The organism is Actinotalea caeni (genome assembly GCF_009733795.1).
GTDB lineage: Bacteria > Actinomycetota > Actinomycetes > Actinomycetales > Beutenbergiaceae > Pseudactinotalea > Pseudactinotalea caeni.
In genome coordinates, this window is sequence record NZ_WNXX01000029.1 from 18,970 (window position 1) to 31,375 (window position 12,406).

General features: G+C 74.6%; 9 protein-coding genes. 5 read left to right on the forward strand and 4 right to left on the reverse strand.

The annotated features are described in order from the left end of the window. Window positions 1-240 precede the first annotated feature (240 nt). From GPA02_RS16965 to GPA02_RS16975, 3 genes are all read right to left on the reverse strand, one after another. On the reverse strand, window positions 241-2,319 hold the full coding sequence (locus GPA02_RS16965) for a glycosyltransferase (protein ID WP_156201630.1): 2,079 nt from the start codon (window positions 2,317-2,319) through the stop codon (window positions 241-243). Between the two features lie 55 nt (window positions 2,320-2,374). Next, window positions 2,375-4,084, reverse strand: coding sequence for a peptidoglycan recognition protein family protein (locus GPA02_RS16970; protein ID WP_156201631.1), 1,710 nt, complete (start codon window positions 4,082-4,084; stop codon window positions 2,375-2,377). 141 nt (window positions 4,085-4,225) lie between these two features. Then, complete coding sequence (locus GPA02_RS16975) at window positions 4,226-5,380, reverse strand: glycosyltransferase family 4 protein (RefSeq protein ID WP_156201632.1); 1,155 nt, start codon at window positions 5,378-5,380, stop codon at window positions 4,226-4,228. A gap of 63 nt (window positions 5,381-5,443) precedes the next feature. Between GPA02_RS16975 and GPA02_RS16980 the strand changes: the two genes are divergently transcribed. From GPA02_RS16980 to GPA02_RS16990, 3 genes are read left to right on the forward strand one after another with little or no spacing between them, the layout of a single operon-like run. Continuing rightward, window positions 5,444-6,115: a glycosyltransferase family 2 protein gene (locus GPA02_RS16980; RefSeq protein WP_156201633.1), complete on the forward strand. Its 672-nt coding sequence runs from the start codon at window positions 5,444-5,446 to the stop codon at window positions 6,113-6,115. 10 nt (window positions 6,116-6,125) lie between these two features. Further along, entirely contained in the window at window positions 6,126-6,488 is a 363-nt protein-coding gene (locus GPA02_RS16985) for a DUF2304 domain-containing protein (RefSeq protein ID WP_156201634.1), read from the forward strand. A gap of 53 nt (window positions 6,489-6,541) precedes the next feature. Next, window positions 6,542-8,377 carry a DUF6541 family protein gene (locus GPA02_RS16990; RefSeq protein WP_338027536.1) on the forward strand — a complete coding sequence of 612 codons (1,836 nt, stop codon included), beginning with the start codon at window positions 6,542-6,544 and terminating at the stop codon, window positions 8,375-8,377. Window positions 8,378-8,392: 15 nt separating this feature from the next. Here GPA02_RS16990 and GPA02_RS16995 read toward each other — a convergent pair whose 3' ends face one another. Next, entirely contained in the window at window positions 8,393-9,439 is a 1,047-nt protein-coding gene (locus GPA02_RS16995; RefSeq protein ID WP_156201636.1) for an NAD-dependent epimerase/dehydratase family protein, read from the reverse strand. A 194-nt stretch (window positions 9,440-9,633) separates the two neighbouring features. Between GPA02_RS16995 and GPA02_RS17000 the strand changes: the two genes are divergently transcribed. Together GPA02_RS17000 and GPA02_RS17005 are read left to right on the forward strand one after the other, a co-directional pair. Continuing rightward, window positions 9,634-10,953, forward strand: a complete 1,320-nt coding sequence (locus GPA02_RS17000) for an LCP family protein (RefSeq protein WP_156201637.1) — start codon at window positions 9,634-9,636, stop codon at window positions 10,951-10,953. A 164-nt stretch (window positions 10,954-11,117) separates the two neighbouring features. Then, complete coding sequence (locus GPA02_RS17005) at window positions 11,118-12,242, forward strand: LCP family protein (protein WP_162457809.1); 1,125 nt, start codon at window positions 11,118-11,120, stop codon at window positions 12,240-12,242. Window positions 12,243-12,406: the final 164 nt, after the last annotated feature.

Consider the following 12,406-nt stretch of genomic DNA (forward strand, 5'->3'; position numbering starts at 1 on the left):
TCCTTGGTCTCGACGTCCCGGTCCGCCGAAGGTCGCTGTGCGCCGGCCCGATGGTTGCTCCTGGGGGTCCGCGACTCGTGCGTCGGGATCGAGCTCCACGAGGGGTCCAGGGCGAGGCGGCCACGAGCAGCGTATACGTTCGGCCGCTGCCGGCCGTGCACGACGGGCACCGTCCCACGGTGACGACAGCCACCACCGCGCGGTGCCGGCGCCGCGCCCGCGCCGGTACGGCCGGCGAGCTCACCGGCCGCTGCGCACCGACAGCTCGGCGTACACGGCCTCGACCACCGGTGCCAGGGCGCGCCAGTCGCGCTCGCGGCGCACCCAGGCGAGGCCCTCGTCGGCGAGCGCCGACCGGTGCGCCGGCGAGTCGAGCAGCGCGCGCAGCACCGCCGCCAGGGCCGGCGCGGACCCCGCCTCGAACAGCCTCCCGGTGACGCCGTCGTCGATGATCTCCGCGAGCGCCGCGACGTCCGAGGCGACGACGGCCTTGCCCATCGCCATGGCCTCGAACGGCTTGAGCGGCGAGACCAGCTCGGTGACGCGGTCCGCCGTCCGCGGGAACGGCGCGACGTCGACGAGCGAGTAGTACCGCTCGACCTCGTGGTGGGGCACACGACCGGTGAAGACCACGGTGTCGGCGATGCCGCGATCGACGGCGGCCGCGCGGAGCGCGGGCAGGCTGCGGCCGTCGCCGACGACGAGGACCCGGAAGTCGTCCCGCTCCTGGCGGAGCAGGTGCGCGGCCTCGACCAGCAGGTGGAGCCCCTCGTACTCGACGAGGCCGCCGACGTAGCCGATCACCACGCGGTCGCCGATACCCAGCCGAGCCGCGAGCTCGACGTCGCGCTCGCGCGGACGGAAGCGGTCGGTGTCCACCCCGTTCGGCACCACGGTCACGCGGTCGCCGTCGACCCCCCGATCGACGAGGTGGTCGGCCAGAGCGCGTGTGATGACCAGGCAGTGGTCGGCGAGCGAGGCCGCCTGGGTCTCGAGGCGCTCGAGCAGCGCGAAGGAGTCGGTCCGGTCGAAGTCGGGCTCGCGCACCAGCCGGGTGAGGTGCCACAGCCCGCGGACCTCGTAGATCGTCGGGATCCCGAGCCGTCGGCCCACGTCGACGGCGGCGAGCCCGTTCCGGAAGTTGCTCGCGGCGTGCAGGATCGCGGGGCGTTCGTCGCGGACCACCGGCTCGAGCGCGCGGGAGTAGGCCGTCACCATCCGCTCGACCGGCCAGTGGGGCAGCGGCCCCGCGTGCGGGAGACGTCGGTAGGGCACGCCGTCGACGTCGTCGGACGGCGCCGCGTCGGGCACGTCCTCGGGGTAGCCGGGCTGCGTGATGCCTCGGACGTCCCAGCCGTCGGTGCGCAGCGCGCGCAGGAGCCCGTGCGTCCGGGTGGCGTACCCGAGGGTCGTGTGCGGCAGCGAGCTGTGGAGCAGGTAGTGGACCCGCCTCTCGACGGGCTCGTCGGAGCGTGACGCCCGCTCGGGTGCGCGCCAGCCGTCCTCCAGCGTCCGCAGCCCGCTCTCGCCCATGCGCACCGTGCGCCGCGCGGCCGGGTCGGACGGGTGCCGCTCGAGCACCCGCCGCGCGAGCTCCGTGCTCAGCCGCAGGTCGCCCGCGTCCCGCAGCGTCGCGGCGAGGGGTCCGAGCACCCCGCCGGGGACACGGTCGAGGGCGAGGGCCGCACGTGCCACGTCCTCCTGCTCGGCCAGCCCGGTCGCGACCGCCGCCGCCACCACCAGGACGTCCTCGTCGTGCTCGTGCTGGCCCAGCACCTCGGCGAGCGGTGACGTCGCCAGGTCTGCGAGCGACGCCGCCGCGAGCAGCCGTCGCGCGTCGTCGTCGCGCGGCGCGAGACGGGACACCAGGGGCGCCAGACCCGGCCGTCCGACGACCGCGACCGCCTCGCGCAGCAGCGCGGGCACGTCGTCGCCCGTGACGGCGTGGACGCCACCGAGGACGTCGGCGGCGTCGTCGACCCGGCCGACGCGTCGCAGCGCCGCGGACAGCCCGAGCCGCAGCACGACGTCGTCCGGACGCGCGCTCACGGCGGTCTGGAGGTCGTCGAGCAGCGGGCGTGCGTCGCGGACGCCCGCGACGGCCTCGACCGCGGCCAGCGACGCCCGTCGGTTGCGCGAGCGCAGGTGGCGCCGCCACTGCCGGCGGGCACGGTCGGCGTCGCGGCCGCCGAGACGTCGGACGTGCTCGCGGCGCACCGCGGTCTCGACGGCGTCGGACCGGACGAGCGCCGGCACCGCCAGCAGCGCGGCGGCTGCCGCGACCCGTGCCTGCCGCCGCAGCCGTGGGAGGACGCTCACTGCCTCTGCCTTCCGTACCGGGTCGAGACCAGCGGGAAGTCTAGGCGAGACGTCCTCAGGTGACCGTGACCGTGTAGGTGTTCGAGGTGCCCTTCGGGTGCGCCGTCGGCACGCCGGAGGGCTTCTCCGCCACGGACGCCCGGATCCGGTAGCTGTTCGAGTTGCCCGGCGTGATGACCGTCGTCACCTCGCCGTTCTTGATCGTCATCTGGCGCAGGTGGGTCCAGCTGCTGCCGTTGCGGCGCTGCAGGTTGACCTTGCCGGTGACCGGGCCGGCGCCACTGATCCATCGGACGCGCAGCGTCGTCTTGGCCCCGCGCCTGACCGAGGACGGCCCGGTGAGGCTGAGGACCGGGTCGTCGCCCGGCTTGACCACCTTGACGCCGAGCGTGTTGCTCGTGCCGCGCGGGTCACGCGTGTCGACCTCGGGGGTGTCGCACTCGGAGATCCGCAACCGGTAGGAGTTCGTCCCGCCAGGGGTGATGGCCGTGGTGGCCTGGCCGTTCGTGACGGTGATCTTCCGGACGTGCTGCCAGCTGCTGCCGTTGCGGCGCTGCAGGTTGACCTTCCCGCTCAGCGGCCGGCCGTCGAGGGTCCAGCTGATCGTCAGCTCGGTGCGCTGGCCGAACGCGACCACGTCCGGCCCGCTGATGCGCAGCGTGCTCTCGACGGTCACCCGGTCGTGCACGCCCGAGCGGAGCGTGCCGAACTTGGCGTAGAGGTTGCCGCCCGGGCACGTCGTCGACTTCGTGTCCCGGTGACCCGAGATGACCGGGAGCGGGCGCGCGTTGTCGTTCGTGTAGTTGGCCGTCGAGTAGCCCGACGTCAACCCGTGCACCGTGAACTTCCACGAGATCAGCCGCTGGTAGGCGCTGATCATCGCCGCGGGCGGCTGCACGAGCTGGAAGGAGCCGATCGCGCTGATCGCGAAGGACTGCGAGTTGTAGTACTGCGTGTGCGCACCGACGACGGGGCGGTCGACGCCGCCGTAGGCGCCCTCCCAGATCCGGCCCCACTTGTCGATGAGGAAGTTGTAGCCGATGTCGAGGAACTCTCGGCTGAGGACGTGGTAGCGGTAGATCGACCGGAGGATCGCCGGCACCTCGGACTGGCTGTAGTCGTTGGACGTCGCCGTGTGGTGGACGAACATGCCGCGCACCTCGCCGTACCAGACGCCGTCCTGGTTGCGCCGCAGCGACTCGTCGGCACCCCAGCTGGCGCGGCTGTAGATCGTCGGCCGCGGGTAGTAGACCTGCGTCGCCATGTCGGCGTCGGCGACGTCGGTGAGGCTCGTCGAGCCGCTGGCCGGCTGCACGAGGTCGACGCCGAGGCCGGCCGGGAGCGCGCCGTCCGCCCCTGCGGCACGTACCTCGACGGCGCTGGCCCGACCCACCCACAGGGGGTCGGTGCCCGGGCGGGCGTCGTCGTCCGGGTCGTGACCCGCCTGCAGCTCCTGCCACGACGTCCACCCGGCGTCGTCCCGGACGCGCACCTCGACGCGCGGCGTGGGCTCGCCGCGATCCCAGGTCACGCCGACGAGCTCGAACGGGTCGGCCTCGATCGTCGTGCTCAGCGACGCCTGCGCCTGGGTCGTCATGCGGGCCGCCGGTGCGGGTGCGATCTCGTACCGCACCACCCCCGACCCCTGGTCGACCGCCTGGCCGGCGTCGCCGTCGGCGTCCTGCCGCTGTCGCTGGACCAGCCCGAAGGCGCCGACCCCAGCGGCGGCGCCGAGACTGAGGAACTCGCGTCTGTCGACGACCATGGACCCCACCTTCCCGTCGTGTCCCTCCACACTGACACAGCACCATGAAGGGTGGGGTGCGACACCCCGTCGCTGCGCGAGCCGTTGGCGGAACGCCTCGTCCCGGTCGTCGAGGACGCGACGACCGGACGCTGAGGCGGCTCAGCGCCTCGCCGCGCGGACGACGTCCACGACCCGACCGGCCACGGCGGGCAGCGACCGGTGCTCGAGCACCCACTGCACGCGCCGGGCGCGCTGCGGGTCGTCCGCTGCGGCGGCCGCGAGCATCTCGACCATCCCGTGCGCGACAGCGTCGACGTCGTGCGCGACCGCGCGGCCCAGCCCGTTCTCCTCGAGGATCCCGACCGTCGGCCCGACGCCGGCGTACAGCACCGGGGTACCCGTGCCGAGCGCGGCGAACACCTTCGTCGGGATGGCGAAGTCGTACCCGTGACCGGGCACGATGCTGACGACGGCGGCCGCGGCACCCCTCAGCCAGGCGGCGCTCTCCTGCGGGCTCACCTGGCCGAGCACGCGCACGGCGCCGACGGGCAGCCCGTCGGCGACCCGGCGGATCTCCGCCAGCGCGCTGCCCTGCCCGAGGTAGACCAGCCGCGCGTCCGGCACCCGCTCGAGCACCTGGTGCATCGCGCGCGCGAACACGTCCGCGCCCTGCCACTCCGACGCGGTGCCCGCGTAGACGAGCGTGCGCCGGTCGCCGCGCTGCGGCCCCTGCGGGCCGAAGACGTCGGTGTCGACACCGTTGCCCACGACGACGACCTCCCGGCCCCCGAGCGCGCGCACCCGCTCCGCGACGCCGTCGGACACCGCGACCGAGCCCGCGGCGCCGCGCACCACCGAGGACTCGAGCGCGCGCAGCAGTCCCACGACGACGCGCGGCGAGCCGGTCGAGGCGACGGCGTCGGACCACACGTCGGCGGCGTACCAGACGTACGGGACGCGGCGCAGGGCGCACACCAGCCGCACCACGGCACCCGTCGTCGGCGGCGGCTCGGCGACGACGACGTCGGGCCGGGCGCCCGCGAGCAGCCGCACCAGCAGCGGCACGTCGAACGACAGGTATGGCAGGTAGCCGCGCACGTAGCCCGACCGGTCGCGCAGCACCGGCCACCTGCGCACCCGCACCCCGGCCGGCGGCTCGTGCGCGTCCGCACCGGGGGCCCGGGTGGTGAGGACGTCGACGTCGGCGTGCTCCGCGAGCGCTCGCGCGAGGTGCTCGAGACGGAAGGCCGCGGCCGCGGCCTCCGGGGCGTAGATCCGGGTCGCGACGGTGACGCGGGGTCGTCTGCTCGGCACACCGGCAGCCTGGCACGGAACCGCCTGACGTCCCAGCGACACGACCGCTGCCACAATGACCGCATGGCCAACGAGGATGTGGCGGTCCTCGTGCCCGTCTACAACGAGGCACGCGTCGTCGCCGACGTCGTCGCGGAGCTCGTCGGTCGGTTCGGGCACGTCGTCTGCGTCGACGACGGCAGCACCGACGGCTCGGATGCCGCCGCACGCGCCGCCGGCGCCACGGTGCTGCGCCACGCGACCAACCTGGGACAGGGCGCCGCGCTGCAGACGGCGATCGAGCACGCGCTGACGCTGCCCGACGTCAGCTACCTCGTGACGTTCGACGCCGACGGCCAGCACCAGGTCAGCGACGCCGAGGAGATGCTCGAGCTCGCCCGCCGCGAGGACCTCGCGATCGTCTTCGGCTCCCGCTTCCTCGACGAGCGCACCCAGGCGGGCCTGCTGAAGAAGCTCGTGCTCAAGACCGCCGTGTGGGTCACCAACCAGAGCACCGGCATGCGGCTGACCGACGCCCACAACGGGCTGCGGGTGATCCGCCGCGACGCCGCCGCCGGCGTGCACCTGACCCAGAACCGGATGGCGCACGCGAGCGAGATCGTGCTGCAGCTCGGCCGCACCGGGCTCCCGTGGCGCGAGCACCCGGTGCACCTGCTCTACACCGACTACTCCAAGAGCAAGGGGCAGTCGCTGCTCAACGCCGTCAACATCCTGTTCGAGCTCACCTTCCGCTGAGGAGACCGCCGTGGACCCCACCGAACAGCTCGTCATCAAGGTGCTGCTGCTCGTCGGCGTCGGCGTCGCGACCGTGCTGCTGACACGGTCCAGCGCCGGCGCCCGCCACCAGGCGATCCGGCGTGCCGGGCTGGTGCTGTTCGTCATCGTGACGGTGGCGATCATCATCCAGCCGTCGCTGGTCTCGGGCATCGCCCGCGCCGTCGGCGTCGGCCGCGGCACCGACCTGCTGCTCTACGTGCTCGCGGTCGCGTTCGTGTGGTTCCTCGCCGCCTACTACGGCAGGATGCGCGCCATGAACCGGCAGATCACCGCGCTCACACGGGCGCTGGCCCTCACCCAGGCGCAGCTGCGCCGTGAGGACTCCGCCTGAGCACCTCGCCGACGGTCGCCGCCCTCGCCGTCCTCCTCGCGACCGCGCTGCTGCTGGGGCCCGGGTGGCTGATGCTCCGGCTCGTCGGCGTGCGGGGGCTGCTGGCGCTGGCGGTCGCGCCCGCGTGCTCGACGGGGACGCTCGGCGCCGGTGCGGTGCTCGCCCAGCTGGTCGGCGTCCGCTGGGGCCTGCCGGCGGCGCTCGGCTCGGTCGCGATCGGTGTCGCCCTCGCCGCCGTCCTCGGGCGGCTCGTGGGCGCAGCCGAACCGGTGCCCCGCACGCCCACGGCCGACCGCGTCGGCATCGGCGCGGGCGTGCTGCTCGCGGCCGTCCCGTCCCTGCTCGCGACCGGCTCGCTCGACACCCCGCTGCAGCGCTGGGACGCGGTGTTCCATCTCTCGGCGCTGCGCCTCGTCGCGGAGTCCGGGTCGGCGTCGTCGCTCACGCTCGGCTCGCTGTCCTACGGCGACGGCCGCGCCTCGCCCTACCCCGCCGGCTGGCACGCGCTGGCGTCGCTGCTGCCCGGCGCTCCGACGGCGGTGCTCACCCTGGGCGCGACCGTGACGGCGGTGCTGCCCTGGGTGCTGGGGTGCGCCGCGCTCGCCGTCCAGCTGGTGCGGTGGTACCGGCCGGACACCGTGGCGACCGGTGTCGCCGGGACCGCCGGCGTCCTCGCCGGCGTGGCGTCGGCGACGCCGACCGGCCTGTGGGTGGGTTGGGGGCACGTGCCCAACGCGGCGGCGCTCGCGATGGTCCCGGGCGTGCTCGCGCTCGCGCTGCGGGTGCTGCGCACGCCCGCCGAGCGGGTGCCGGGTGGGGTCGCGCTGGCGGTCGCGCTGCTCGGGATCGGGCTGGCCCACCCCAACGGCGTGCTGACGTGGGGGGCGCTGGCGCTGCCCGCGGTGGTCGCGGTCGTCGCGGCCGCGTCGCGGGCGCTGCTCGGCGCCGGCCGTCGGCTGCCGGCGGTCGCGCTGCCGGTGCTCGTGGCCGCGGCGGCCTGCGCCGTGGTCGCGGGCCTGCTCGCCTCGCCGCTGGCCGCCGCCGTGACCGGCTACACCGGCGGCTCGCCGCGCTCGCTCGGTCGCGCAGTCCTCGACGTCGTGACCGGCCAGTACGTGCTGTGGCCGTCGCTGGCGGGCGGCGCGGTCGCGCTCGCCGCCCTGCTTGCGGCCGTCGTCGGCGGCGCGCGAGGACGGTGGCTCGGGGCCGCGATGCTCGGGGTCGCGTGGCTGCTCTACCTCGACGCCGCGACCGGGGGCGGCACCGGGCTGTCGGGCATGTGGTACTCCTCCCCCGCTCGGTTGTCCGTGGTCGTCGGGATCGTCGCGGTGCCGCTCGCCGCGACCGGCGGGGTCGCGCTCGCGGAGGCGCTGCGGCCCCGGCTCGGGTCGCTGGGGCCCGCCCTGGCGGCGGGCCTGCTCGTGCTGCTGCTCACCGTGCCGACCGTGGCGCAGCGCGTGGGGCGGACCGCCTCGGTCTACGACCTGGAGCCCGGCCACCCGCCGCAGTTCGTCACCGCTGGCGAGCTGGCGATGATCGGCGAGCTTCCCGACCGCCTCGACGGCGTCGTGCTCGGCAGCCCGTTCTCGGGCGCCAGCAGCGCCTACGGCCTGGCGGGCGTGCCGGTGGTGTTCCCGGTCGCGGGCCAGGTGTGGTCGGCCGACCAGGAGCTCGTCATGACGCACCTGGCCGACGTCGCCGCCGGCACCGCGGCCGCGGAGGTGTGCGCCGCCGTCGAGCGGCTCGGGGTGCGCTACCTCTACCAGGATGCGGCGCCGTACCAGGTTGACCACCGCTACTCCGAGCTGGACACGGTCGAGGTGGCCGGCGACGTCGTCGCGCAGGCCGACACCGCCAGGGTGGTCGAGCTCCCCGCCTGCGGCGGCTGAGCGACCGGGCGCCCGTCAGACCGCGAGCTGCTCGGGCGGCAGGTGCTCGACCGGCGTCCGCAGGCGTCCCTCCCGGAGGTACCAGCGCACCATCTCGGCGAGCCCCTCCTGCAACGTGACCGGCTGCTCGTAGCCGGTCTCGCGGATCCGGTCGGAGGCGAAGGACGTCTCGTCGGCGGAGAGCTTGCGGATGCGGTCGCTCGTGATCGGCAGGTTCCGGCCCGTCGCCCGCGCGAGGAGGTCGAACGGTGCGGCGGCGATCATCGCGGGACGCAGCGGCACGTGCCACCGCGGGCGACGCCGTCCGAGGCCCCGGTACACTTCGGTGAGGATCTGCGCGGACGTCAGGTCCGGCTGGTCGACGCAGTTGTAGACCTCGTCCTCGCGCAGCGGCGGCCGCGTCCACAGGTGCAGGATCGCCGCGACGATGTTCGCGACGTAGATCATGCTCTTGCGGTTCGCGCCGGGACCGACCGGGAAGAACCGACGCCGCGCGACCTGGTGGATCATCCGGTAGACGTTCGCGTAGTTGCGCGGCCCGAAGACGACGGCGGGCCGGATGACGAGCAGACGGCGCCCCGGGCCGGCCGCCTGCCACGCGCGGTACACGCCCTCGGCAGCGAGCTTCGTGCGGCCGTAGTCGTTGACCGGGTGCGGCGTCGTCGTCTCGTCCGGGCGCGGCCCGGCGTCGCCGTAGACCGCGACCGAGGAGTAGAAGCACAGGTTGTCGACGCCGGCCGCGGCCATGGCCGCCGTCACGGTGCGCGCGCCCTCGACGTTGACCGACAGGAACGTGGCCGGGGTCAGCCCGAAGTCGTGGTGCGCCGCCGCGAGGTTGAGCACCGCGTCGGCGCCGGCGAGCGCGGCCTCGAGGGCCTCCCGGTCGCGGATGTCGCCGCGGACGTCCTCGACGCCGTCCGGCAACGGGTGCTCGGGCGGGTACAGGTCGTAGCTGACGACGTGCGCGCCGAGCTCGACCAGCGCCGGGATCACGTGCGAGCCGATGAACCCGGAGCCCCCGAGCACCACCACGCGGTCACCGGCCCTCAGCTGCGTCGTCACGCTCGTCCTCTCCCTGGTGTGCCGGACCCCGAGATCCTAGTGTCCACCGGCTCGACGGGCTCGATGGGCTCCGCGGTCGGCCACCGGCCGGTCGGGACCGAGCCTCGTCGGCGAGCGCTCTCCACAATCCCTTCACCACGCGCCCGCGTCACCGTCGCCACCCGGGGCCGGTGATTGCTTAGGCTCATCCACCGATGACGTCTGCCCGACACGCCAGCAACCGCGCGCCCGCGCGCCGTCGCGACCTCCGCGACGACCCGCGCCGCCCGAGCGCGTCCACGCGCCGCTCCCCCGGCCGGCGCGCCACCCCTCGGCACGCGATCGCCGGCCGTCAGCACGTGCTGCGGAAGGTCTCGGTCGGCATCGTCGGCGTGCTCGCGTTCACGCTCACGCTCGGCGGCACCGTGTACGCGCAGCTGCAGTCGGGTGTCGACGCGATCGACCTCGGCGACCTCGTGGACGCGCCGAGCCCCGACGACGGCGAGGAGCACCGCCCGCCGGCGGACCCGAACGCCGGGACCGCGCTCAACATCCTCGTGATCGGCTCGGACAGCCGCGCCGACGGCGCGGTGAACGACGGCTTCGACTCCGTCCTCGCCGACACCCACATCATCGCCCACATCTCCGCGGACCGGTCGCGCGTCGAGCTGGTCTCGATCCCCCGCGACACCATGGTCGACATCCCGGAGTGCCGCACGACGTCGGGCACCACGGTCTACGGCCGCTTCGGCATGTACAACAGCGCGTTCGCGGAGGCCTGGGTCGCCGGCGGCGACAAGGAGTCCGCCGTCGCGTGCGACATCAACCTCGCCCAGTCGGTCACCGGGCTGACGATCGACGGCTTCGTGCTCGTCGAGATGGGCGGCTTCGTGCGCATGGTCGACGCGCTCGGCGGCATCGACATCTGCATCCCGGAGCCGATCGACGCGCCCAAGGCGAAGCTCAAGCTCGAGGCGGGCCCGCAGACGCTGAACGGCGAGCAGGCCCTCGGCTACGCGCGCGCCCGCTCCGGCAGCGGCCTCAGCGGCTCCGACCCCGACCGCATCGGCCGCCAGCAGCACCTGATGTCGGCGATGGTCGACGAGGTGCTCTCGCGCAACCTGCTCACCGACGGCCCGGCCCTGTACCAGATGCTGCAGGCCGCGCTGTCGTCGCTGACCGTGAGCCCGAACCTCAGCTCGCTCACCGACATGGCCGGGCTCGCGCTGAGCCTGCGCGACCTCGACATGGCCGACGTCACCTTCATGACGACGCCCTTCGCGGCCTACCCGCAGGACCCGAACCGGCTCGTCTTCACCAGCGAGGTCGACCTCATCTGGGAGCGGATGGCCGCCGACGAGCCGATCACCGGCGCACCGGAGGACGAGCCGACCCAGGAGCCGTCGTCGACGACCGGCGACGACCCCGAGACCGAGACGTCGACCGACGACGCCGACACCGGCTCGACCGACGACGAGAGCAGCGAGGACAGCTCCGGCGCCACGTCGGCGGACGAGCTGGCCTCGGTCTGCTGAGACCGGTGCGCGCGAACGCGCGCCCGGCACGGCACGCCCGGGGCGCACGGGCAGGTGCCGCCGCCGCGCCGGCGCGTCGGCGCCCGGTCTCCCGCACCTCGGGGCGACCCGCGGGCTCGACGCTGCGTCACGCGCGACGGGCCCGCCGTCGTCGGCTGCCGCTCGTGACCGCCACCGTGCTGGGCGTGGTGCTGTTCGCGACGAGCGCGGTCGCGTGGACCTACCGCGACCTCGACGAGAACATCCGGTCGCACGACATCGAGACGCTGCTCGGCACCGACCGCCCGAGCGCGGCCGAGAGCGACGACCCGACCGACCCCCATGCCGGCCGCCCGCTCGACATCCTGCTGGTCGGTGTCGACGACCGCGAGGGCGAGAACGCCCGGTTCGGCGGCGCGGGCCAGACCGGGGTGCGCTCCGACACCGTGATCCTCGCCCACGTGGCGGCGGACCGCTCGCGGGTCGACCTCGTCTCCATCCCGCGCGACTCCTGGGTACCGATCCCCTCGTGCCCGCTCCCGGACGGCACCTGGACGCAGCCGACGACCTCGAAGTTCAACCAGGCCTTCGCGCTCGGCGGCGCGACGGGCGACGTCTCCCACGGCGTCGCGTGCTCGATCCGCACGCTCGAGGCCCTCACGGGGGTGCGGGTCGAGGGGTTCGTCGCCGTCGACTTCACCGGCTTCATCCGGATGATCGACGCGATCGGCGGGGTCCCGATCTGCATCGACCAGGCGATCGACGACCCCGACGCCAAGATCACGCTCGAGCCCGGCCACCAGGTGCTCGACGGCGAGCAGGCGCTCGGGTTCGCACGTGCGCGCAAGACGCTCGGCGACGGCAGCGACACCGCACGTATCGGCCGGCAGCAGCAGCTGCTCGCGGCCACCTTCCGCGCCGTGCTCGCACGGGACGTGCTCACCGACACCACCAAGCTCTACGGCTTCCTCGACGCCGCGACGGCGTCGCTGACCACGTCCTCCGACCTCGGCTCGCTCTCGGCGCTGGCCGGGCTCGCGTTCTCGCTCCGCGGCGTCGGGGCCGAGGACCTCACGTTCGTCACCGTCCCGTGGGTGCCCCGCGGCGACGGCGCCAACGTGCTGTGGGCCGCCGAGGCCGATGCGCTGTGGGCCGCCATCGCCGAGGACCGACCGCTGACCGACGACCCCGACCCGACCCCCGACAGCACCCCCGACGCGGGCGGCGACACACCGAGCGACCGCACCCCGGCGCCGGGTGGGGGCTCACCTAGCCTGGGGGCGTCCGACGACGAGAGCGAGAGCTGCTGATGAGCTCCGACGAACCCTTCGACTTCGACGCGCCCGACCAGCCGCGCGCGCCGCGGCCGCGGCCGACGCCACCGCCGCGGGTGTCCTCGTCGTCGGCCCCCGGCCGCCGCCCCGGGCGTCCGACCTCGCGTGCTCGCACCGGGGGCGCGGCGCAGCCGCTGCCC

Excerpts from the sequence above, each read along its gene's own strand:
- GPA02_RS16970 (WP_156201631.1), bottom strand. The coding sequence starts at position 4,084 with ATGGTCGTCGACAGACGCGAGTTCCTCAGTCTCGGCGCCGCCGCTGGG.
- GPA02_RS16980 (WP_156201633.1), top strand. The coding sequence starts at position 5,444 with ATGGCCAACGAGGATGTGGCGGTCCTCGTGCCCGTCTACAACGAGGCA.
- GPA02_RS17000 (WP_156201637.1), top strand. The coding sequence starts at position 9,634 with ATGACGTCTGCCCGACACGCCAGCAACCGCGCGCCCGCGCGCCGTCGC.